The 22,283-nt window shown below is 56.7% G+C and carries 18 protein-coding genes and 1 tRNA gene; 11 read left to right on the forward strand and 8 right to left on the reverse strand.

Features of this window, described 5'->3' with window-relative positions; genetic code table 11:
* Window positions 1-11 precede the first annotated feature (11 nt).
* Both ACOYXE_RS08765 and ACOYXE_RS08770 read right to left on the reverse strand, forming a co-directional pair.
* Complete coding sequence (locus tag ACOYXE_RS08765) at window positions 12-1,340, reverse strand: D-arabinono-1,4-lactone oxidase (RefSeq protein WP_460929802.1); 1,329 nt, start codon at window positions 1,338-1,340, stop codon at window positions 12-14.
* A 76-nt stretch (window positions 1,341-1,416) separates the two neighbouring features.
* Window positions 1,417-1,773, reverse strand: a complete 357-nt coding sequence (locus tag ACOYXE_RS08770; protein ID WP_405123876.1) for a c-type cytochrome — start codon at window positions 1,771-1,773, stop codon at window positions 1,417-1,419.
* Window positions 1,774-2,104: 331 nt separating this feature from the next.
* Between ACOYXE_RS08770 and ACOYXE_RS08775 the strand changes: the two genes are divergently transcribed.
* The 4 genes from ACOYXE_RS08775 to ACOYXE_RS08790 all read left to right on the forward strand — a co-directional run bounded on the left by ACOYXE_RS08775 (window position 2,105) and on the right by ACOYXE_RS08790 (window position 6,278).
* Entirely contained in the window at window positions 2,105-3,730 is a 1,626-nt protein-coding gene (locus ACOYXE_RS08775; protein WP_460928743.1) for an NADP-dependent glyceraldehyde-3-phosphate dehydrogenase, read from the forward strand.
* Window positions 3,731-3,860: 130 nt separating this feature from the next.
* Complete coding sequence (locus ACOYXE_RS08780) at window positions 3,861-4,211, forward strand: DUF3302 domain-containing protein (RefSeq protein WP_038368661.1); 351 nt, start codon at window positions 3,861-3,863, stop codon at window positions 4,209-4,211.
* 5 nt (window positions 4,212-4,216) lie between these two features.
* A complete protein-coding gene (locus ACOYXE_RS08785; protein ID WP_160057671.1) occupies window positions 4,217-5,176 on the forward strand; it encodes an HlyD family secretion protein in 960 nt (319 codons plus the stop codon).
* Window positions 5,177-5,237: 61 nt separating this feature from the next.
* Window positions 5,238-6,278, forward strand: coding sequence for an FUSC family protein (locus ACOYXE_RS08790; protein ID WP_405123878.1), 1,041 nt, complete (start codon window positions 5,238-5,240; stop codon window positions 6,276-6,278).
* Between the two features lie 3 nt (window positions 6,279-6,281).
* Here the strand turns inward: ACOYXE_RS08790 and ACOYXE_RS08795 are convergent, their stop codons facing one another.
* Entirely contained in the window at window positions 6,282-7,175 is an 894-nt protein-coding gene (locus ACOYXE_RS08795; protein ID WP_460928746.1) for a DMT family transporter, read from the reverse strand.
* A 138-nt stretch (window positions 7,176-7,313) separates the two neighbouring features.
* Between ACOYXE_RS08795 and ACOYXE_RS08800 the strand changes: the two genes are divergently transcribed.
* The gene (locus tag ACOYXE_RS08800; protein ID WP_064381847.1) at window positions 7,314-7,751 is read left to right on the forward strand and encodes an Lrp/AsnC family transcriptional regulator; all 438 of its coding nucleotides are present in this window, start codon (window positions 7,314-7,316) and stop codon (window positions 7,749-7,751) included.
* A 57-nt stretch (window positions 7,752-7,808) separates the two neighbouring features.
* The gene (locus tag ACOYXE_RS08805) at window positions 7,809-8,126 is read left to right on the forward strand and encodes a YceK/YidQ family lipoprotein (RefSeq protein ID WP_160057669.1); all 318 of its coding nucleotides are present in this window, start codon (window positions 7,809-7,811) and stop codon (window positions 8,124-8,126) included.
* A gap of 42 nt (window positions 8,127-8,168) precedes the next feature.
* Here the strand turns inward: ACOYXE_RS08805 and ACOYXE_RS08810 are convergent, their stop codons facing one another.
* The gene (locus ACOYXE_RS08810; RefSeq protein ID WP_460928749.1) at window positions 8,169-9,524 is read right to left on the reverse strand and encodes a hypothetical protein; all 1,356 of its coding nucleotides are present in this window, start codon (window positions 9,522-9,524) and stop codon (window positions 8,169-8,171) included.
* A gap of 403 nt (window positions 9,525-9,927) precedes the next feature.
* Window positions 9,928-10,599, reverse strand: a complete 672-nt coding sequence (locus ACOYXE_RS08815) for a Bax inhibitor-1/YccA family protein (RefSeq protein WP_007915443.1) — start codon at window positions 10,597-10,599, stop codon at window positions 9,928-9,930.
* Between the two features lie 122 nt (window positions 10,600-10,721).
* Between ACOYXE_RS08815 and ACOYXE_RS08820 the strand changes: the two genes are divergently transcribed.
* From ACOYXE_RS08820 to ACOYXE_RS08835, 4 genes are all read left to right on the forward strand, one after another.
* Window positions 10,722-10,809: transfer RNA gene (locus ACOYXE_RS08820), tRNA-Ser, on the forward strand.
* A 363-nt stretch (window positions 10,810-11,172) separates the two neighbouring features.
* Entirely contained in the window at window positions 11,173-12,330 is a 1,158-nt protein-coding gene (locus tag ACOYXE_RS08825) for an HD-GYP domain-containing protein (protein ID WP_460928752.1), read from the forward strand.
* Window positions 12,331-12,371: 41 nt separating this feature from the next.
* A complete protein-coding gene (locus ACOYXE_RS08830) occupies window positions 12,372-16,751 on the forward strand; it encodes a response regulator (protein ID WP_460928754.1) in 4,380 nt (1,459 codons plus the stop codon).
* A 1,137-nt stretch (window positions 16,752-17,888) separates the two neighbouring features.
* Window positions 17,889-18,470, forward strand: a complete 582-nt coding sequence (locus ACOYXE_RS08835) for a hypothetical protein (protein WP_405123883.1) — start codon at window positions 17,889-17,891, stop codon at window positions 18,468-18,470.
* Between the two features lie 204 nt (window positions 18,471-18,674).
* Here ACOYXE_RS08835 and ACOYXE_RS08840 read toward each other — a convergent pair whose 3' ends face one another.
* Both ACOYXE_RS08840 and ACOYXE_RS08845 read right to left on the reverse strand, forming a co-directional pair.
* Window positions 18,675-19,448, reverse strand: a complete 774-nt coding sequence (locus tag ACOYXE_RS08840) for a hypothetical protein (RefSeq protein ID WP_405123884.1) — start codon at window positions 19,446-19,448, stop codon at window positions 18,675-18,677.
* A 101-nt stretch (window positions 19,449-19,549) separates the two neighbouring features.
* Window positions 19,550-19,966, reverse strand: a complete 417-nt coding sequence (locus tag ACOYXE_RS08845) for a hypothetical protein (RefSeq protein WP_405123885.1) — start codon at window positions 19,964-19,966, stop codon at window positions 19,550-19,552.
* A 366-nt stretch (window positions 19,967-20,332) separates the two neighbouring features.
* On the opposite strand from ACOYXE_RS08845, the gene ACOYXE_RS08850 reads away from it, so the two are divergent.
* Entirely contained in the window at window positions 20,333-20,794 is a 462-nt protein-coding gene (locus ACOYXE_RS08850) for a hypothetical protein (protein WP_460928757.1), read from the forward strand.
* Window positions 20,795-20,810: 16 nt separating this feature from the next.
* On the opposite strand, the gene ACOYXE_RS08855 is transcribed toward ACOYXE_RS08850, so the two are convergent.
* Window positions 20,811-22,055, reverse strand: coding sequence for an MFS transporter (locus ACOYXE_RS08855; protein WP_405123887.1), 1,245 nt, complete (start codon window positions 22,053-22,055; stop codon window positions 20,811-20,813).
* Between the last annotated feature and the right edge of the window lie 228 nt (window positions 22,056-22,283).

Here is a 22,283-nt window from a genome sequence, read left to right on the forward strand (position 1 = left end):
ATTGACCGCCATCAGCTCACCCCCAAAATCGACGACAAATGCGCATTGAGAAACCGCCCGCTCGGATCCAGCGCCTGGCGCACGTCGACAAACTCGCGCCAGCGCGGATACAGCGGTTGCAGGTTTTTTGCGTTGAGCGAGTGCAACTTGCCCCAGTGCGGACGCCCGTTGTACTTCCAGAAGATCGGTTCGACCGCCGCAAAGAAGTTGTGATGATCCATCTGATAATGCTGGTGCACCGAGATCGAACAGCTGTCGCGACCTTCGAACATGCTCAGCGGAATATCGTCAGCTTTGACGTAGCGGTACTCAATCGGAAACCAGGTGCGCAGATCCTTGTCCTGAATCAGCTTGAGAATCTCGCGCAGGCACGCCGGGCCGTGTTCGGCGGGCACCGAGTATTCCATCTCATTGAAACGCACCGTGCGCACATTGGCATAGATGTCGAACGAGTCACCGACGCGGTCATCGAAACTGGCCAGATGACGCAAGTTGTTGAGCAGCGTGCGGCGCAGGTCAGGGAAGTCGCTGCCGTACTTGTCGATCTTCTCGATCAGGGTGACGAACTCGTTGCCACCCTCCTCTTCAGGCGGGATCGGCGGTGTAGCCGGGTCATCGGTTTCGTTGAGGGCAATGGACAAGGCGTAGTCGGAATGGGTGACGACGAGCATTTCCCAGTGCTGGTTTTCTCGGGTGTTCTTGTCGAGGTCTTCGAGCAGTTCTTCGGTCTTGGCGATCCACTGGCGTTCGTGCAGGCGATAGGCCGGGCGGTTTTGCAGGCGGATTTTAGTGGCGACACCGAGTGCACCGAGGGAGACGCGGGCGGCGTTGAATACTTCGGGATGCCGTTGGCTGTCGCAGTCGAGCACCTCGCCATTGGCGGTCACCAGTTGCATGCCGCAGACGTGGGCCGAGTAGGACTGGAAGTTTTTGCCGGTGCCGTGGGTCGACGTGGCAATGGCTCCGGCGAGGGTCTGATAATCGATGTCGGCCATGTTCTGCAAACCTTGGCCGATGTTTTTCAGCGGCTGGCCCATGCGTGACATCGGTGTGCCGGCAGCAAATTCGGCTTGCAGGGTTTTCGCATCGTGCTCGAGCAGACCGTTGAAGTAGCTCAGCGACAACAGCGTGCCGTCGGTGGGCACCAAGGCGCTAAACGAGTGCGCCGAGCCGACCGGGCGGATCTTGCCTTGCGCCTGCTGGATAGCGGCCACCAGCTCATCAAGATTCTTCGGCGCCAGTCGCGCCGCCGGCAGGCAACTCTGCCCGCCCGACCAGTTGCGCCACGGAATCAAGCGCGGCGCACGCAGCAATTGACCCAATGCCGGACAGCTCGCCAACGCACTGAATGCGCCGACAATACTTGTCCGTTGCAACAACTGACGCCGTGTCAGATCCATCGTCATGCCGGGCACCTTATTGAGGGAGGGGCTGGTCGGCCATGAAACCGATCAACTGCAGGAATTGTTCTTCCGAGCACTCGACGCACTGCCCCATCGGCGGCATGCCGTTGTAGCCGTTGATGGCGTGGTCGAGCAGTGTGTCGGTGCCTTGCTGGACGCGTGGCTCCCAGGCTTTGCGATCACCGGTCAGTGGTGCGTTGGCGGCGGGGTTGGCGTGGCAGAGTTGGCAGCTGTTGGCGTAGATCTGCGCCAGTGCCGGGTCTTTCGGCGTGGCGTTGCTATTGACGCTGGCCGGGGGTTTGGGGGCTTCGCCGCAACCGGGCAGAGCCAGGGCCAACACCAGCAGTAGAGTGAGTCGGATTGCCCGCATAACGGCCTCGCTTATTGTTGTGCTCACACCTTAAGGCAGCAACTGCAACGGGTTGAGGGCATTGCAGACCAGAGAGGGGGCATCCGGGGACATGACCTCCCATGCAGGAGCTGCCGAAGGCTGCGATCTTTTGATCTTGACCTTCCAAAAGCAAAATCAAAAGATCGCAGCCTTCGGCAGCTACAGGGTTTTCGGTGGGAATCACCGCTCTGCTGTGCGCCTTTGCGTGACATTCGGGTGACATTTGCGGGTTTAAATTTCGGCGCATTCAGGCGTATAACCTGTAGAGACTTTTTTGATCTGCATGCGGACATCAACACGGGGTAGCGACATGACCACAGCAAACATCCTTGGCAACCTGTTCTCTTCTGTCAGCGACATCCCGGAAAAATACCGCCTCGACGGTCAGGTCGAGCAACGCGAATATTTGGTAGACGGCCAGTTGCGCCGCTGGGACGGCCCGCTCGCCACCGTGCGCAGCCCGGTCTACCTGAAAGGTGACAACGGTGACGAACAAGTCATCCTCGGCAGCACGCCGCTGCTCGATGCCGACACCGCCCTCACCGCCCTCGACGCCGCCGTCCGCGCCTACGACCGTGGCCAGGGCCTGTGGCCGACCATGCGCGTAGCCGAACGTATTCAGCACGTCGAAGCCTTCCTCGGCCGCATGCGCCAACAGCGCGATGCCGTGGTCAAGTTGCTGATGTGGGAAATCGGCAAAAACCTCAAGGACTCGGAAAAAGAGTTTGATCGCACCTGCGACTACATCGTCGACACCATCAATGCGCTCAAGGAACTCGACCGCCGCTCCAGCCGTTTCGAACTGGAACAGGACACACTCGGGCAGATCCGCCGCGTGCCGCTCGGCGTCGCCCTGTGCATGGGCCCTTACAACTATCCGCTGAACGAAACCTTCACCACGCTGATCCCGGCGCTGATCATGGGCAACACCGTGGTGTTCAAACCGGCCAAGCTCGGCGTGCTGTTGATTCGCCCGCTGCTGGAAGCGTTCCGCGACAGCTTTCCGACCGGTGTTATCAACGTGATCTACGGCAGCGGCCGGGAAACCGTCAGCGCCTTGATGGCCAGCGGCAAGATCGACATCTTCGCCTTCATCGGCACCAACAAGGCCGCCAGCGACCTGAAGAAACTGCACCCGAAACCTCACCGCTTGCGTGCTGCGCTGGGTCTGGATGCGAAAAACCCGGGCATCGTCTTGCCGGAAGTCGATCTCGACAATGCTGTCAGCGAAGCGGTGACCGGTTCGCTGTCGTTCAACGGCCAGCGCTGCACAGCACTGAAAATCCTCTTCGTGCATGAAGATGTCGTCGACAGCTTCATCGAGAAATTCAACGCCAAACTGGCCACGCTGAAACCGGGCATGCCGTGGGACAGCGGCGTGTCGCTGACGCCATTGCCGGAGTCGGGCAAGGTCGATTATCTGCATGGCTTGGTGGCCGACGCGCGCGCCAAGGGTGCCGAAGTGGTCAACCCGAATGGCGGCGAATCACGCGAGTCGTTCTTCTACCCAGCGGTGCTGTACCCGGTGAACCCGCAAATGCGCGTCTATCAGGAAGAGCAATTCGGCCCAGTCGTGCCAATCGTGCCGTACCGTCATCTCGATACCGTGATCGACTATGTACTGGAGTCGGACTTCGGTCAGCAGTTGAGCATTTTCGGCACCAACCCGGTGGCGGTCGGCCGTCTGGTCGACACCTTTGCCAACCAGGTCGGGCGGATCAACCTCAACGCACAATGCCAGCGCGGCCCGGATACTTACCCGTTCAACGGCCGCAAGAATTCCGCGGAAGGTACGCTCTCGGTACACGATGCGTTGCGCGTGTTCTCGATCCGTACGCTGGTGGCGACCAAATTCCAGGACAGCAACAAGGACCTGATCAGCGAAATCATTCGCGGGCGTGATTCGAGCTTCCTGACCACCGATTACATCTTCTGATCAACTGTCACGCGGATCGTGAATAAGCAAAAAGGCGACGGCAACCGCTTCTGATCCAAAGTCGCCAAGCGCCCGGCAAATCAGTGGCTACACTGATGCCAGCACTGTGCTGGATGCCGGGAGCTGGACCATGCTGGATTACTTTGCGCTAGGGGTTTTGGTGTTTGCCGGGCTCGTACTGTTTTACGGGATCATCGTGTTGCACGACATTCCCTATGAGATTGCCGTCCATCGTAAACACCCGCATCAGGATGCGATCCATGCCACTGGCTGGGTCAGTCTGTTCACGCTGCATGCGCTCTGGCCTTTCCTGTGGATCTGGGCGATGGCCTATCGAGAAGATCGCGGCTGGGGATTCGGTGACGGCAAATCAGTGCAAAACCATGTCGTTCGCCTGGAGCAACAGGTGGTCGAACTGCAAGGACGCCTCGAACGACTCGAAGCGCTGAATGCCACTGCCCCCCACAACCGGGAGGGCTGAACACTATGGATCTGCTCCTTGTCCTGACTTACGCCGCGATCTGCGTCGCAGTGTTCAAGATCTTCCGTATCCCGCTGAACAAATGGACGGTGCCCACCGCCGTACTGGGCGGCATCCTGATGATCGGCGCCCTGATTTTCACCATGAACTACAACCATCCCTACTCCGAGGTGGCGCGCACTTACTTCGTTTCCGTGCCGGTGATTCCCATCGTCAGTGGCCAGGTAATCGACGTGCCGGTGAAGGGGAACGAGCCGCTGGAAAAAGGCGACGTGCTGTTTCGCATCGACCCCACACCGTTTCAAAACCGGGTGAAATCGCTCAAGGCGCAATTGATCGCCGCCAAGGGTGATCGCTATCGCATCACCGAACTGATCCGCCGTAATTTCGGCACCCAACGCGAACTAGATGCGGCCATCGCCCGCACCGATGATCTGCAGGCGCAACTCGACAACGCCCAGTTCGAGCTGGACAACACCACCGTTCGCGCGCCAAGCAAAGGCTTCGTCACTCATGTTTCGCTGCGGCCGGGGATGATGGCGAGCAAGTTGCCGTTGCGCCCGTCGATGGTGTTCATTCCCGAGGAAGGCCAATATTTTGCTGCGTGGATGCGCCAGAACAGCCTGCTGCGCCTGACCGTCGGTGATGAGGCGGAAGTCGCGTTCGACGGCATTCCCGGCAAGGTGTTCGCCGGCCGGGTGAAAAACGTCATCGGGGTGATTGCCGAAGGTCAGGTGCAACCTTCCGGCACCCTGATCGGCTACACCGGTTCGCCGCCGGCCGGGCGTGTGCCGGTGATCATCGAAATCACCGATCCCGAGTTCGCCCAGTACAGCAAGCTGATGCCGGGCGGTGCTTACGGGCAGGCCGCGTTGTACAGTCAGCACTTCCATCACATTGGCACGATGCGCAAAATCCTCCTGCGTATGGCAGCATGGATGAATTACATTTTCCCTTTCCATTGACCCGAAGCCCAATCACGAGAGGCCCGCACTGAGTACTTACAGCACCCATCGACTTCCGCCCTTGCTGCGCCGTGTCTTGCGTCCGTTGCTTGATCCTTATCGACGTTACCGGCACGCGCGGCTGATTCATGCGGTGCGCGTGGCCCTCGGGTTGCTGGCAACGATCCTGCTGACCACCGGCATCAACCTGCCCCACGGCGAATGGGCATCAGTGACCATGCTGGTGGTGATCGGTGGTTTGCAGCACCACGGCAACATCGGTAAAAAAGCCGCCGAACGCGCCACCGGCACCTTGATCGGTGCTGGCGTCGGCTTGCTGCTGGTGGCGCAGCAGGCGTGGCTCGGCATGCCATGGCTGACGTACTTTGCGATGGCGGTGGTCTGCGGTTTCTTCTCTTATCACGCCATCGGCAAGGGTGGTTACACCGCCCTGCTTTCGGCGATTACCGTGTTCATCGTCGCCGGGCATGGCGACAATCCAATCACCGACGGCTTATGGCGCGGGGTGGATATTCTGATCGGTATCGCCCTCGCTCTGGCCTTCTCTTTCGCCCTGCCGCTCTACGCGGTGTATTCGTGGCGCTACAACCTCGCCGATGCCCTGCGCGATTGCGCCACGGTGTATGGGCGGATCATCAGCGGCCAACCGATCAGCGCCGATGAGCATTTGAAACTGATGGGCCGACTCGGCGCGGTGATGGTGCAATTGCGCTCGCTGATGCCGTCGGTGTCCAAGGAAGTGAAGATTTCCATGACCGAACTCGATGCCATCCAGCGCAACCTGCGCATGTGCATCAGCACATTGGAAATCCTCGGCAACACGCGACCGGATGCCAACGATCCAGAAGCCATGGCGCATCTGCAATCAGCGCTGAAGGCCGAGCACCGGCAGATTCGCGTGCAACTGATCGGTATGGCCCGGGCGCTGAAAACCGGCGCTTCGCAACGCCTGGACAAGCCGCTCGAGTTGCCGGAAGCCAACCTCGATGCGCCGGTTTACAGCGCGCTGGATGGCTACCGACTGTTGACCCGGCAACTGGCGTCGAATATCGGCGAGATGCGCCAGCGCTTGGCGAAAACCGCAGCGCACTGGAACATCTGAGGGTTACTGCGCGGCCAGTCGCCGGCTCTTCAGGCCCCAGCCCTGCTGCATGCCGGCAGCGGCCAGCAGGATCGCCGCGACACCGATCCATTGCAGGATTTCCAGGCGATGGCCGAACGCAAACCAGTCAACGAAGATCGCCGCAATCGGGTAGATGAACGACAGTGCGCCGGTCAACGCGGTCGGCAACTTCTGGATCGCGCCGTACAGCAGCACATACATGAGACCGGTGTGGACGATGCCCAATGTGACCAGACTGGTCCAGGCACTCGGCGCTTGCGGCAATGCGCTGAAATGCGCAAACGGCGCCAGCAACAAAATCCCGGTGCAGACTTGAATCAATGCAATCAGATGCGGTGGCGTGCCGGTCAGGCGTTTGATGATCAGCGCGGCAATGGCATAGAGAAACGCCGCACCCAACGCCAATGCAATGCCCATCAGATAGTCGTTGCCGCTCTCGCCCTGAGTGCCGTGGGCACTGACGATTGCCAGCATGCCCATGAACGAAATCGCCAGCCAGAACAGCTTCTGCAAAGTGATTTTTTCGCCGAGAAACAGCGCCGCCAAGCCGACCAACATGAACGGCTGCACGTTGTACACCGCTGTGCCGATGGCAATTGAGGCCTTTGAGTAAGAGGCAAACAACAACACCCAGTTACCGACAATCGCCACCCCGCTGAGCACTGCGAGCAGAAATGTGCTGCGGGTCAGAATGCCCGGGCGCAGAAAGCCGAAAGCGGCACAGATCAACAGCAAGGTGCCTGCGCCGAACACGCAGCGCCAGAACACCACGTCGAGCACCGGTTGCCCGGAGACCAGCACGAACCAGCCGATCGTCCCGGAAATCAGCATGGCAGCGGTCATTTCAAATGAGCCGCGCCGGATTGTATTGTCCATCTTCAATCTCCTGTCTTTGTGACAAAAGTATGCCAAGCAAACCCGCAGGCGCTCCAGCGCAAAAAGCAGGCTAAACTCGACATCTGCCTTTTTTATCGTGGGTAGTTTTTATCAATTGCCTAATGCTGGAGTTTTTTCATGACTGACGATATTGATCAGATCCTCATCGGCGCATTGATGGAGGATTCGCGGCGCTCGCTCAAAGCCTTGGCGCAAATCAGCGGATTGTCGTCGCCGAGCGTGGCTGAACGCTTGCGTCGACTGGAAGAGCGCGGTGTGCTCAAGGGCTACACCGTCGAGATCGATCCGAAGTGTTTTGGTTATCAATTGCAGGCCATCGTCCGGGTGCGTCCGCTGCCGGGGCAGTTACAGGAAGTCGAACGGCAGATCCTGTCGATTCCCGAATTCACCGAGTGCGACAAGGTGACGGGCGAAGACTGCTTTATCGCGCGCCTGCATGTGCGCTCGATGGAACAGCTCGACACCCTGCTCGACCGCCTCAATACCTTGGCCGAAACCAACACTGCAATCGTCAAGAAGACCCCGGTCAAGCGCCGCTTGCCACCGATGGCCTAAGTGCATTTGCTGCACGTTCAGCGTAGATTGAGGTTTTTCCGGCGAAGGATTGGCGGTATGAAAGTTCAGGCAATGATGCTGAGCGCATTAATGTTAAGTGGTTGCGGGACAGTGCAAACGGTCATGCGCGACGACCAGGTCGCCGTGGACGATTTGAGATCGAACAAATCCTATTGCGGGGCGGTGCCGAGAATCTACAGCGGTGTGATGTATGACTTTTGTAGCCTGCATGCGCCGATAGACGAAGGTAACAAGTACAACGCCGCCCTGCCCGGCTGGGCGATTGATGCGGTGGCGTCCGGGGTGCTCGACACGTTGTTGTTGCCTTACACCATTTACAAACAGCAGACTGACGGTAGCATCGTGATCAACTGAAAAAGCCTGCGCACGCCGCAACGTGCGCAGGCTTTTCGCTGCTTACTCCAGCAGTTGCTGCAGGCTCGGGTCACGAATGACTTTCTGCAATGGCTGCGGCGTGGCGTTGTTGGTGGAATTGAGCATTTTCAGTTTCATGTCCGACGCTTTGCTGCACGCGTTCTTGCCGTCGGCGTAGATGCCGCTCATGTTGCATTTCCACTTGAAGTAATTCACCAGACCGCCGGACAACTGCAGGCTGTAGTCAGTGCTTTGAGTGCCCGGCGTAAAAGCATGGCCGGCCGGAATGTTCTGGAACCACTTCATCCATTCAGGCGAACCCGGCTGCGGCGCATTGGCCTGGAACGTTGGATTCATGATCGCCACTTGCGGCGTTTCGGCGGTTGCATGGCAGCTCAGGCAGGAACTGTTGGGGTTATCCACCGGACCATTGAGGCGACCGTTCCAGCCCAGATGGGTGGGTGGCAACTCCTGGGTCTTGGCGTTGATCGCGGTCTGTTGCAACGCGGGATTGATCTTGGTCTGCGTTGGTTGCGGGTTGGTGAAGTCGTTGCCGGTTTCTTCCGGATCGTTGCCCCACATGATCCCAACCGGGACGAGGTTGTCCCAGCCCGGCTTGCCGGTTTTCGCGCCGTTGTACTGAAAGGTGCCGAAGATCCAGCCAGTGGCGCTCATGCGCTGATCGCGCACGGCGATGTCCATCTGGATCAATGCGACATCTTTGACCTTGCGATTGGCCGACGTGAACGTTTCGGTGATGTAGCCCTTCCACAACACCGGATTCACCAGGAACGGCACGGTGCTGCGATCGATATCGGCGAACAGGGCTTTGCAGACTACGGTGCCGTCGGGGAAGCTGTTGGGTGCCGATGTGTACTTCGGATCAGGGTTGTTCGGGTCTTTCCAGACCTCTCCGATGGTATACGCACCGATGTCATTATAGATGCCCACCGCGTAAGTCTGGCCGGTGGAGGTCTGCGTGGCGGCGAGTTGCTTGACCTGGATCTGCGCCTCTTTGGTCAGGCCGTGAATTCCTTCGCGTCCCAGCGGGCCGTAGTGCTGCCACGGCATGTGATACCACTGACGTTTTTTATTGTTCTGCACGTACCAATCAGCCTCGACGTTGCCTTCGAGGCAATAGGTTTTGACTTCCTCCATGTACGCACGCCAAGTCTCAAAATTGTTATCTGGCTTGGTCGGTAGATTCTTGAAAAAACCGGGTAGCGGTACTTGCGGCGCGGTTGCCGGGTAACTCTGGCTCAACTCGAACAATGGGCCAGAGTATTGGCTGGAAGGTGGCTGATAGCCGAAGTCAGGATAGACGCCGGCGAAGGTTGACGCGCTGAACAGCGCGGTGGTGACGGCCAGTACAGCCAGTTTTCCTTGGGGCTGGTTCATCGATGATCTCCTTGATTGGGACAACGCCCGCAATGGCAGGGCCTCCATTATTTTTCTGGTATCAGGGTCCCGGTCGTTCGCCGGGATACGGTCACGGTGCATGGCATTTGGCGTGGTTCACCTCCCGGTTTTCACTGGACGAACGAATACAGTCGCTCTCGACCGAAAGGCCTGGCGATCAACAGCGAGGGAAGTGAATGCGAGGGACGCAGGAATTACACGAGGGGGGCTGGTTACCGACTCCTGTCGATCAGGCTACTGCTCTTCCTTGGTAATTAGGTGTAGGTGATTTCCAAAAAGACGCCACTATTTTCAGATCATTTTATAGGTAAAAGGCCACTACGCTTTTCGGCGAGCAACAAAAAACCCGCCGAAGCGGGTTTTTTGTTGAAACGACTAACGATCAGTCGTCGCGGCTCATGATGCCGAAGATCTGCAACAAGCTGATGAACAGGTTGTAGATCGATACATACAGGCTGATGGTCGCCATGATGTAGTTGCGCTCACCGCCGTGGATGATGGCGCTGGTCTGGAACAGGATGCACACCGACGAGAACAGCACGAAACCTGCGCTGATCGCCAGTTGCAGACCGCTGACCTGGAAGAAGAAGCTCGCCAGCGTTGCACCCAGCAACACGAAGAAACCAGCGGTGATGAAACCACCGAGGAAGCTCATGTCCTTACGGGTGATCAGCACGTAGGCCGACAGACCACCGAACACCAGCGCGGTCATCGCGAACGCCGAGCTGACCACTTCAGCGCCGCCCTGCATACCCAGGTAACGGTTGAGGATCGGGCCGAGCAGGAAACCCATGAAACCGGTCAGCGCAAAAGCGGACACCAGGCCCCACGCGGAATCACGGAGTTTGTTGGTGAGGAAGAACAGCCCGTAGAAGCCGATCAGCACCACGAAAATGTTCGGGTAGCCAACACGCATCTGCTGGGCAACGAAAGCCATGACGCCGCTGAATGCGAGGGTCAGAGCCAGTAGGCCGTAAGTGTTGCGCAGGACGCGGCTAACCTCTAGCTGCTCAGCCTGCACGCTGTTATTAACTGCGTAATCCTGTTCGCGCATGGCGACACTCCTGTTGGTTTGAAACGTTCAGTCGCAAAGATCATAACAGACGCTCTGTAACAAGCCATGCAGAGAGTTTGACAGTGTGTTTCATTCAGGTATTATGGCGCCCGCAACGCAACGGAGGTGTGGCCGAGTGGTTTAAGGCAACGGTCTTGAAAACCGTCGACTGTAACAGGTCCATGAGTTCGAATCCCATCGCCTCCGCCATCTTAAGTACGACAAAGCCCTGATTATTCAGGGCTTTGTCGTTTCTGGGGTTTGAGATTTCTGCCGCGCTGATTGAAAAACTACAAAACTTTCTGACCTTCTCTGCCGTCCTGCCGACCGTCACCAATCCAAAATCCTGCATCTCGTCGAAGTGCTGTAGCCAGATCGCTACCTCGGCAAGCTGCACGCGTTACTGCATCAGCAAGATGTTGAAGCCGCCGGTTACGCTGACATTTAATCAAAAGCCTCATCGAACCAACCTCCCTGCTTCGACCTAGCGATTGCAGCTTTTCTAGCTACGCTTGCCGACAAGAGTCTGGCGAAAGTACGCCTACTGCTTATCAGTGAAGGGAGCCAACATCCATGGATAGCATGCAGGGCGTTTATCCATCAGCAACCGTTCTGGTGGTCGACGATACCCCCGACAACCTGATGCTGATCGCCGAGTTACTCAAGGACAAATACCGGGTCAAGGCCGCCAACAGCGGTGAAAAAGCCTTGCGCCTTCTGCAGGCCGACCCGCTCCCCGATCTGATTCTGCTGGACATCATGATGCCGGGCCTGTCTGGTTACGACGTTGCCGAACGGCTCCAGCATGACGCCCGCCTCGCTCACATACCGATCATTTTCCTGACCTCCATGACGGCCACAGAGGACGAGATTCGCGGCTTGAGCCTCGGCGCTGCCGACTACATCACCAAGCCGATCATTCCTCCGGTGCTCATGGCCAGGGTCGAGACTCAGGTCAAGCTCAAGGCCGTCGCTGACTTTCTGCGCAATCAAAACGATTTTCTGGAACAGGAAGTGCAACGCCGTACCCGCGAGGTGATTGCCATCCAGGATGTCACCATCCACGCCATGGCCTCACTGGCCGAAACCCGCGACAACGAAACCGGCAACCACATTCGCCGCACCCAGCACTACATAAAGGTGCTGGCCGAACGGCTGCGCGAGCACCCGCGCTTCCGTCACTTCCTCGACGAGGAAACCATCAAGCTGCTATTCAAATCGGCACCGCTGCACGATATCGGCAAGATCGGCATTCCTGATCGCATCCTGCTCAAGCCCGGACGACTCACTCCGGAAGAATTCGAAATCATGAAGACCCACACGACCTTGGGACGCGACGCCATCCAGCACGCCGAGGACCAGTTGGGAATCGACGTCGACTTCCTTCGCCTGGCCAAGGAAATCGCCTACGGCCATCAAGAAAAATGGGATGGCAGTGGCTATCCGCAAGGGCTGGCCACCGACGATATTCCTATCAGCGCGCGTTTGATGGCTGTGGCGGATGTCTACGATGCGCTGATCAGCCGCCGCGTATACAAGCCCGGCATGCCCCATGAGCAAGCAGTGGAAATAATCCGCGAAGGCCGAGGCAAACATTTCGACCCGGACATCTGCGATGCATTTCTGGCCAATGCCGGGCAGTTCCAGAACATTGCCGTGCAGTTCGCCGACAGTGACCAGGACATGGCCAGACAACTGGCCTTGCTTGAACAGATCGCTGACCAACCCTGAACCCTGTGTAGCACTCTGCCCCCTGTTGAACGAGGCCCTTTATGAACAGACTGTTCGAGATGCTCGAGCGCCTGTCCCTGCGCAGTAAATTGATCATCGGCTTCGCCGCGTTGCTGATATTGGTTCTGATACTGGGGGTGCAAAGCCTGCGTGCCCAGTATTCGCTCAGGAACGAAATGCAGCAGTTGTACCAGCAGGATCTGGTGGGTATCCAGCATGTGCAGGAAGTCCGGGTGCAGTTGCCGCATCTTTTGCTGGCCATGCAACGTGCGATCTCGACCAACAACGCGGACATCCGCATCAGCGCCAGAGCGCAGATGAATGTTGCCCAGGAACGACTCCACGAAGCCCTGGAACAGGTGCGCCCGACGCTGCGGCGACAGAGCAGTCTCAGCAGTCTGCTGGAATTCGAAATGCTCTTGCGGCGTCTGCAAAAAGACGGCGATGACGCCTTGGAATTCGCCGGCAAGGGCTCGCTGGGTCAAGCCTGGATGTTGCTCAACAGTAAGGATTTTCTCGCGCTGGAACAGGGCAGCGACGGGCTGCTCACGCAAATAGAGAACAACAAGCAAGCCGACATCCACGATACGGCGAAGAATCTGGCCGAATATGCGCAGCGCAGTACCACGATCACGTATGTGTTGCTGCTGGGCGGGTCGACGCTGGCGTTGCTGTTGACCTGGCTGGTCAGTTATTCCATTCGCGTGCCGCTCAATCGTGTCCGCGTGGCGGTGGACGAATTGGCGTCCGGCAAGCTGGACGGGCAAATCCCCCACACCGACCTTCGCAACGAAACCGGTGACCTCGCCCGTGCCATCGCCACGTTGCAGGTGGAGGCTTGTCAGCTTGAGCGCCAGCGCTGGGTTAAAAACCACACTTCACTACTGCAAGTGGCTCTGCAACAGGCGGAAACGCCGCAGCAGTTGGCCCAGGCTTTTTTTAGCCAAATCGCGCCGCAACTGGGCATGTGCCAAGGGGCGCTTTACGTCCTCTATGAAGGCGCCTCGCGCCTTCGACTGGTTGGCGGTTACGCGGTGGACAATGAGCATCCTCTGCCCGTTGAACTTGAGCTCGGTGACGGCTTGCTTGGCCAGTGCGCACTGGATCGCCAACCCCGCCACCTGCAGAATCTGCCCGAAGCGTTTTGGCATGTACGCACGCAGTTGGGCGCAGCCCCCGCCAGCGTGCTGATGGTTCAACCCGTGCTGCGTGGCGAACGCCTGCTCGGGGTGGTGGAAATGGCCGGTTTTCGCCAACTGGAAGAGAACGAAGCGCTGCTCTTGCAAGAAGTGCTGCCCAGGCTGGCCGGTGCCATGGCCATCATGGAACGCAGTGAAGCAGCCCAGGCGCTGCTGCTGGAGACTCGCCGTCAGGCGGACGAAATGGGCGCGCAGACCTTGCAACTGGAACATCAGGCCAGCGAACTGGAGGCCCAGCAGGCAGCATTGCGCGCCACCGAGGCCTGGTATCGCGGCATCATCGAGGCCGCACCGGACGGTATGCTGGTGCTGGGGGCTGACGGTCGTATTCTGATGACCAACCCGCAAATGGACAGCCTGTTTGGTTATGCCCCCGGCGAGTTGATTGGCGCCAGCATCGAGCGTCTGGTGCCGCAGGCTGCGCGCGAGCGCCATGTCAAATTGCGCGACGGGTTCATTGCCAGCGGCGGCACCCGGCAGATGGGTGGCGACCTGGAGGATCTGAGCGGCGTGCGCAAAGACGGCAGCCTGTTCTCCGTGGAAATTGGCCTGTCCCACCTGCCCCGCCTGGAGGGTCGTGGCGTCTGCGTCTGTGCCTCGGTGCGCGACGTGAGTGAACGCCGGGCGATGGAAGCCAGACTGCGCACTGCCAGCGATCGCCTGAACCTGGCGCAAGAGGCTGGCGACATCGGTCTGTTCGATGTGGATCTTATCAGCGGCACAAACTATTGGACGCCCCAGCTCGAAACCCTGTTTGGTCTTGAACCTGGCAACTTCGGTGGCACCCTGGAGCACTGGCGGGCGCTGGTGCATCCCGAGGATGTGGCGCGGGTCAGCAGCACCTTCGAGAGCGCCGTGCAGAGTGGCGATGATCGCGTCGAATTCGACTTTCGCATCGTGCGCAAAAATGACGGGCAGATACGCACGTTCCGCTCGCTCAACCGTTTCTCACGCACACCGGACGGCAAACCATTGCGCGCAACCGGCATCAACATCGACGTGACAGCGCTGGCAGAAGCAAGAGCAGCGGCCGAAGAGGCCACTCAGGCAAAAAGCGAATTCCTTGCCAACATGAGCCATGAGATCCGCACGCCAATGAACGCCATCATCGGCATGAGCCACCTGGCGCTGCGTACTCACTTGGATAATCGCCAGCGCAACTACATTGAAAAGGTGCATCGCTCGGCGGAGAACCTGCTGGGAATCATCAACGACATTCTCGATTTTTCCAAGATCGAGGCCGGCAGGATGAGCCTCGAACAGGCGCCATTTCGCCTGGAGGACGTGCTCGACAGCTTTGCCGCCATGATTGGTCTGAAGACCGAGGACAAGGGTCTGGAGTTGTTGTTCCAGATCCCGCCTGACCTGCCCACGGCCCTGCTCGGCGATCCCCTGCGGCTGGGGCAAGTGCTGATCAATCTGGGCAACAACGCGGCCAAGTTCACCGAGCACGGTGACATCGTGGTCGGCGTGGAAGAAGTGGGTTCAGACAACGAACACGTGCAACTGCACTTCTGGGTGCGCGACACGGGCATCGGCATGACTGCCGAGCAGTGTTCACGCCTGTTCGAGTCGTTCAGTCAGGCTGACAGTTCGATCACTCGCAAGTACGGCGGCACCGGGCTCGGCTTGTCCATCTCGAAGAAGCTGGTGGAGCTGATGGCCGGCCGAATCTGGGTGGAAAGCCAACCGGGAGTCGGCTCGACATTCCATTTCCAGGTGCAACTCGGCGTGCAGCAAGGCGCGCAACCGCGCCGTATGTTCAAAGCCGGCGAGCTACTGGGGATGCGGGTACTGGTCGTGGATGACAATGCCAGTGCGCGTGAAATTCTCTCGGGCATGGCGCGCAGCTTTGGCCTGGAAGTGGATGTCGCGCAGAGCGGTAGTCTGGCCCTGCGCATGTTGGCCGACGCCGAGCACAAGGCACTGCCTTACAATCTGGTCTTGATGGACTGGCGGATGCCCGGCATGGATGGCATGGAAGCCGTGAGCAAAATGCATTCCGCCAGCCTGATGCGCACGCCATCGGTGATCATGATCACCGCATTTGGACGCGAAGAAGCCCGCGAAGAAGCCGAGCGTCAAGGCATCCAGTTGCCGGTGGTGCTGACCAAGCCCGTCACGCCGTCCTCGCTGCTCGAAGCCATCGGCGTGGTGCTGGGCCGAGAAACACTGAGTGACACGCGAACGGGCGAACGCTCCCAGCACAATGCCAACACCGTCGCCAGCCTCAATGGCGCGCGGCTGCTTCTGGTCGAAGACAACGATCTCAATCAGGAACTGGCCAGCGAGCTGCTGGAGAGTGTCGGGATACGCCTGCGACTCGCCACACACGGTCAGGAGGCGCTGGACATCCTCGCCGAGGATGGCGACTTCGATGGCGTGTTGATGGATTGCCAGATGCCGGTGATGGATGGCTACACGGCAACCCGACAAATCCGCCAACAAGCGCGCTTCAACACGTTGCCAGTGATCGCCATGACCGCCAACGCGATGGACGGTGACCGCGAGCGCGCCCTCGAATGCGGCATGAACGACCATATCTCCAAGCCACTCAATGTCGAAGCGATGTTCGCCACCCTGGCAAAATGGATCAAGCCACAAACCGCTCAAGCATCGCTGAACGCAGGGTTCGCCGATGGCTTGCCAGAGCGTCTTGAGGGCATCGACCTCGCGGCGGGTCTCGCCACCTGCATGGGGCGGCGGGATCTCTACTTGCGCCTGCTCTGCAAGTTTCGCGACACACAGACAGGCTTTATCGAGCAGTTCCACGCCGCACAGATCGATCCGGATGTGGGCGCCGCTGAACGACTGGCGCACAGCTTGCGCGGCACCGCCGGCAACATCGGCGCCAAGGCCTTGGCTCAAGCGTGCGGTTTGCTGGAACAGGCCTGCCATGCGGGTGAACCGGATACGGTGCTGCAAGGGCTGGCGATGCAGGTCGAATATTGCCTGCACCCGATTCTGGCGGCTCTGGCCGACCTCAAGGCAGACACACCGGCCGGCACAGGTGATGACCTGCTGAACGACTCGGCAATCAACGAGCAACTGAACAGACTCGTGGGTCTTTTGGACGAAGGTGACACGGCGGCTTTGGACGCGCTTGCGGGACTGCGCAACATGCGACTTGATCGGGCGTTAGAAGAACGTCTGGCACGGGTCGCGGTACAGGTGGAACGGTTCGATTTTGATCGGGCTTTGAAACTTTTGCAGGATGGGTGATTTGAGGAAGGACTGTAGCTGAGCTTTTTTGGTCGGAAGCGGACGTCCGTGAGGGGCCACTATCGGCCAAGACCGGACGTTGAAACACCACGAAAATACATGGAGTATAGAATTCAGTTTGCTTTGGATACTTGGGACGATGGTCTAGGGATTGAGCTACTGAGAAGATTCCGAATGTTCTCGCTGGAGTGTCTAGATGTGAATCTGAAAACGAATATGGAAGCCTTGTACCCGGTTTCCATTCTTGGTAAGAGTGATACCGCCGTACTCACTGCAATGGTGGGCAACACGGTCGCAGCCCAAGGCGGACGATCATGCGAATCCTCACGTACAAACGAACTCACATAGGCGACCCCGACAGAAATGGTCGATTTGGCATTCACGACTGTATGGGGAAGGTGCGGAACTGGGACTTTGATGCGGTAATTGGTATTGGAGGAATCGGTGACGAACCTCAGAGCCACGGAATTGCAGGGCGCGTTACGTGGGTAGGTCGACATCCGAAAAAACAGCTAAATCCGTCTGGCTCAGGACTGCTCGTTACCTTTGAGTCGTTTATCCTTCTGGATAGCAAAGGCCCACTGGTTTGGGACATTGCCCCCCACCTTGCTCGGAGGATGTACGAAGGCCGAGTCCGTACACTCCTTGTCGGCTATTCAGTTGACGAACAAGCCGATGCCGAGTACGTCCTGGAAGAACTCCTTAGATCTCCCATGCCGCTCCAAGGGTTAAAGGCAACCGACTATATCGATTTAATTGAAGGGAAAACTAACTGTTCCAAATTTAGCTGTGGACCACGGCGGCAATTATCAGCTAAAAATTCATGAGCGAGAAAATAGCCGCAGCACGGTTGACGTATTACTTTTTGCTGCAGCAGGTGCGCCAAAAATTATGGTCCGACTGCAACGCTTAATGTGGGGATGCGTAAATGATTTTAAGCACAATCACACTCTTCATCGGCGCCCCCATAGAAGAAGAGTCTGAACGAGTAGTTCTTCGAAATCTCTTGGCAATACTGGAGGGGCGTGCCGTTCCTGCTACGGTGCTAGTGACATGAACAGAGTGCAATTACCATTTTTCAAGCTATGAACCGATGCACAAATCTGATTTATAAACTTTCTTTGATAGAGATCCGGGATGACTTTTAAGAGAAAAAAACCAACCTTAAGCTTTGCCGGGCTTGGCATTCCCTTGCTCACTATTGCTGCAAGCTTAGGGGGCGTATACATGGGGCAGAGAATGATTGCTGTGGGTGAAAGCAACAAAATTATCAGGGAGAAACTCGCCATGGCCTATAATATGAATTTGGAGGTATCTGACTTGGCGTTAGCGGTAAACATGTCTGCAACTGAAGTCACCACTCCTGCCAACGTTGGATTTAACGGCGGCACTTACAATAAAGCGCTCAACGCCTATAGAGCCAAACTGACTGAAATCAAGACAATTAACGAGTTGTATGTCGATGAAATTACACAATCCGTAACAGCGCTTTCCCGGTGCTCAGAGGCTTTCATCAATTATGCGGCGAACCATATGCTCCTGGAGGCCAGAGATGCAGGTATACCGATCACTCACGCCCTTATGTCGTATCGAGACCCAAGTAAAAAACTTGAGCGAAATGAGTCGTTAGATACCACCGCTCATACGAGAGTTAAATGTGAATTCGTGGGTGATCAGCTAAACGAAAACATAGCCAAAGTAATGAAGAAATACATATAAAGCATGCTCAACTCCTTTTCTACATTTGCAAGATGGGTGATTTGAGTAAGGCGGTCGCCGCAGAACCTTTCTGCATCTGAGCTTTTTTTGGCCGGTATCGGCCGCTCACGAACGACCGCTTTCGGCAAAAAAAGCGGACGTTTTGAGTAGAGAAATTAAACCATCTCCCTTTATCGTTCTTTATCCCTCTTTACGCCTAAAATATTAAGTACGCTTGTTTTGCTTCTGCTTCACTTTCGCCTTTTTGCTTGTTTCTGGCTGTGGATATTCAATGTGGAGAAAAAACTCAGATTGACCCATTAGTTCATATAGGTATTCTTGCTGATCCCTATTCTTAAATACGTCTGCCGAATGTTGGTCCTTACGATATTGAATCTCTTCAGCCAAAATAGAGCACAACTCCGAAAGATCTTCGAAGCTTCCTGCCACAGAGAAACCCGTGCTTAAAGCTGGGTAAAGGGTTAAGGCTTCATTGTCGGGCAAAAAAACCACTACACCGCATATCAATTCGTGATTACTCTTTCCGCCATGCCCGGCCCAATTGTGTCGAAGATCCATAAATTTCGCGTGATTTTTTTGCTGAAACTCTGACATCCTCTTTAATATTTGAGTTTCTTGTAGTTGGGCAATTCTTCCCTCGGCCGAGGTGAAGCACTTTCCGTACAGGGTAATTGCGGAAAGATATAGGCTACTGCAAATCAATTGGTTTGGGTCATCGAATTTAAACTCTCTAACCGGTAGATCTTTTTGCAGCTTTTCGTTGACTATTTTGCTACCGAGTTCTGTATAAGCCTGGATTTTGTACACGTCGTTGAGCATTGCTTGATATCCTGCCGTCAATCTCGCAGGGTGAGAATCGATCTTTGCTATTTTGCATAATATGTCATTATGATATATTTTTAGAACCTGGCCACCATCAACCAAGTCAGAGCCAATTCTAATTCCATTATCCTTGAGTGACTTATTGATATCTTCCATAGCAATTCCGAATATTTAGAAAATTACAAAAAAATAGACTGATTTATTTTCTGGAAATAAATCAGCCCACTTTTTATTGTATCACGCGACTACACTAGAACTCAGACTTCAAACTCACGGGCGGCCTCAGGATCAACTTTGTATCGATCACAGAGAGTGACGTACTGAACTATAGTTTCGACCAACCCTTGTAGTCTTAGCATATTCCCCTCAGTTGTTTGCCTAGAGTAGCCTAGTGCTTCTGACTCACGAAGAACGTCCCTGGACAACTCTTGCCTTATGCTACTCAGGAGAAGCTCTCCGCAATTAAAAACTTCTCGAAAGTCGTATAGCGTATCTAGCCTGCCCTCCGTCAGCATTCGAACAAGATAACCGTACTCGCGCACAACCTGCCTATTTATATTCAACCCACCAAACCCATCAAACTTCATTTCATGTTTTACTATGAACTCCTTGATCTCTTTTGGAAGAGGGTTCGGCTTGGCGTTGCGGAAAACACTGAGAACTCTTTTTAGCATGATTTCTTTGCCTTGCTTTGAGTAATCTTATATAAATCCTGGCTGGCAAAAGCCAACTCCTTTTGCTTCGACGCATGGCTTATTCAAACCCTATTTCGAAACTTGGCTCCGCAGACTGTAGTTATTATTCAAGAGTCTTACATTATTGTCGGCCTCGCACCTGAAAACTTTAAATAGGTATGCGAAGAGCCGTGCGGGCCTTTTGGTTCAAGCGTTAGAATCCACTTTGGAGCGGAAGTGGTGACGAATGAATGGCAGCCCAATTCACACAACAACCCTTATGTAACCCAAAAACACGCCGATACCGTCGAGCAGCACGGAAGCACCGCAGCAGCACTGACTCCCTAGAAGGAAGGAACCCGATCAATGTTAGAATACCTCTGGCGCAGCATTCATTCCCCGGACTACTTGCCCAACGTACTGGAGTGGATGCTCCATATTCTCCTCAGCCCGTTCATGGTGATCATGTGCCTGATGGTCGGCGCGCTGGCCGGTAAATGGTGGCGGGCACTGCCCTACGGGAGTCTGATTTGTTATGTGGTCTTTCTGAGCCGGTCCTCTTTCTATCGGTGGGAAAGCATTTTCCCCTCAGCCGGCTTGCCTGCGCTGGCGATAGATGGCGCGCTGTTGGCGCTCCTTGGTTTTTATTTGAAAGGAGTACTCAGAACCCGCGCAGACGCAAAACCCGAAGGCCATTGGCTGCGCAGGCTTTATCAAGGCCTTAAGATCTTTCTGCTGACGGTCATGGTGATGTTCTGGGGGTTGGTCGTGCTGTTTGTCGTGGTCTTCACTATCTCGGTCGCGACCCAACCGTCAGTGGCCCATTGATCAGCCTTCTGCTTGATCAGACAAATCGGGACTCCGGATCGCCGGAAACAGCGCTCGTATGAGCTGCCGACTCAACAAGATGAACTTCAGTGGCGTTGCGACCCGCCAGCCAGGCAAGTACAGACGCGGCGACCAGCACCGCAGCACTGAGCTCGAATGTGGCTTTGTATCCGCTCAGGTCAAAAGCCAGACCGCCAATGATTGCGCCTCCGGCGATCGCCAGTTGCACAATGGCGACGAGCAAACCGCCTCCGGCTTCCGCATCATCCGGCAGCGTCTGCGCCAGCCATGTCCACCAGCCGACCGGCGCGGCCGTGGCTACCAATCCCCAGAGTCCGAGCAACATGGCGGTCAGCACCGCTGATTTGCCGAAGCTGACCAACGCCAGCGCGATGGCCGCCATGATCAGCGGGATGACGGTCAACGTGCGGTACAGGCCACGGCCCATAAACCTTTCGATCAGAAAGGTGCCGATAAAACCGGCCAGTCCCAGCCCCAGCAGCATCAAGGACAAGGTTGAGACACTGACGCCCGTTACGCCTTCAAGAAAGGGCCGCAGGTAGGTGAACAGCATGAACTGGCCCATGAAAAAAACGCTGACGGCGACCATGCCCAAGGCCACTGGCAATTGCTTCATCAGCCGCAAAACGTTGCCGCTGCCTGCCTGACGCTCCGCCTTGAAGGACGGCATACTCATCAGCAGCCACACGGCGGCCAGCACTGCGACCGGAACCACGCAAAAGAATGCCCCGCGCCAGCCGATCAGCGAGCCGAGAAAGCTCCCCGCCGGAGCGGCGATGACCGTCGCCAGGGCGTTACCGCCATTGACGATGGCCAGCGCTCGCGAAACCTGTTCAGGCTGCACCAGACGCATTGCAGTCGCCGCCGACAATGACCAGAAACCGCCGATCGCGATCCCGATCAGCGCACGTCCGAACATGAATGACGGGTAGCCTGGCGCGACCGCGACGACCGTACCAGAGACGATCATCAGCAAGGTCAGGCCCAGCAGCAGCTTCTTGCGTTCGACGCGAGCAGCGACCGAGGCAATCAACAGGCTGGTGATCAAGGCAAAGGCACCGGACACGGAAATCCCCTGCCCGGCCTGGCCTTCAGTGATGTGCAGGTCTGCGGCGATCGGCGTCAGCAGGCTGACCGGCATGAATTCTGAAGCTACCAAAGCGAATGCGGCCAACGACATGGCCAGCACAGCGCTCCAGCCGCCTGTTCTTTTAGAAGGATCTGTAGAAGGAATCGTCATGGGAACTACCTGTGGTGCGAAAACGTGTGGGTGTGATGCGCAGGGGCTCAGGCCTTTTTTCGCCTTTGCGGGCACTGCCCCTGTAACAGATAGACACATTCTCCCGGTCAATCCGGCCCTTCCCTAGCGCATTCCTCTTGAATGCTTGCCTGATCCTCTGAGGATGCAGGGTGATGGATAGGAAACGTCTCGCGCGCGGATTAGAGTTCGGTCAACAGGAGTGACCCG

This window comes from Pseudomonas sp. MC6 (genome assembly GCF_054790575.1).

Excerpts from the sequence above, each read along its gene's own strand:
- ACOYXE_RS08770 (WP_405123876.1), bottom strand. The coding sequence starts at position 1,773 with ATGCGGGCAATCCGACTCACTCTACTGCTGGTGTTGGCCCTGGCTCTG.
- ACOYXE_RS08775 (WP_460928743.1), top strand. The coding sequence starts at position 2,105 with ATGACCACAGCAAACATCCTTGGCAACCTGTTCTCTTCTGTCAGCGAC.
- ACOYXE_RS08780 (WP_038368661.1), top strand. The coding sequence starts at position 3,861 with ATGCTGGATTACTTTGCGCTAGGGGTTTTGGTGTTTGCCGGGCTCGTA.
- ACOYXE_RS08785 (WP_160057671.1), top strand. The coding sequence starts at position 4,217 with ATGGATCTGCTCCTTGTCCTGACTTACGCCGCGATCTGCGTCGCAGTG.
- ACOYXE_RS08795 (WP_460928746.1), bottom strand. The coding sequence starts at position 7,175 with ATGGACAATACAATCCGGCGCGGCTCATTTGAAATGACCGCTGCCATG.
- ACOYXE_RS08800 (WP_064381847.1), top strand. The coding sequence starts at position 7,314 with ATGACTGACGATATTGATCAGATCCTCATCGGCGCATTGATGGAGGAT.
- ACOYXE_RS08805 (WP_160057669.1), top strand. The coding sequence starts at position 7,809 with ATGAAAGTTCAGGCAATGATGCTGAGCGCATTAATGTTAAGTGGTTGC.
- ACOYXE_RS08810 (WP_460928749.1), bottom strand. The coding sequence starts at position 9,524 with ATGAACCAGCCCCAAGGAAAACTGGCTGTACTGGCCGTCACCACCGCG.
- ACOYXE_RS08815 (WP_007915443.1), bottom strand. The coding sequence starts at position 10,599 with ATGCGCGAACAGGATTACGCAGTTAATAACAGCGTGCAGGCTGAGCAG.
- ACOYXE_RS08825 (WP_460928752.1), top strand. The coding sequence starts at position 11,173 with ATGGATAGCATGCAGGGCGTTTATCCATCAGCAACCGTTCTGGTGGTC.
- ACOYXE_RS08830 (WP_460928754.1), top strand. The coding sequence starts at position 12,372 with ATGAACAGACTGTTCGAGATGCTCGAGCGCCTGTCCCTGCGCAGTAAA.
- ACOYXE_RS08835 (WP_405123883.1), top strand. The coding sequence starts at position 17,889 with ATGACTTTTAAGAGAAAAAAACCAACCTTAAGCTTTGCCGGGCTTGGC.
- ACOYXE_RS08840 (WP_405123884.1), bottom strand. The coding sequence starts at position 19,448 with ATGGAAGATATCAATAAGTCACTCAAGGATAATGGAATTAGAATTGGC.
- ACOYXE_RS08845 (WP_405123885.1), bottom strand. The coding sequence starts at position 19,966 with ATGCTAAAAAGAGTTCTCAGTGTTTTCCGCAACGCCAAGCCGAACCCT.
- ACOYXE_RS08850 (WP_460928757.1), top strand. The coding sequence starts at position 20,333 with ATGTTAGAATACCTCTGGCGCAGCATTCATTCCCCGGACTACTTGCCC.
- ACOYXE_RS08855 (WP_405123887.1), bottom strand. The coding sequence starts at position 22,055 with ATGACGATTCCTTCTACAGATCCTTCTAAAAGAACAGGCGGCTGGAGC.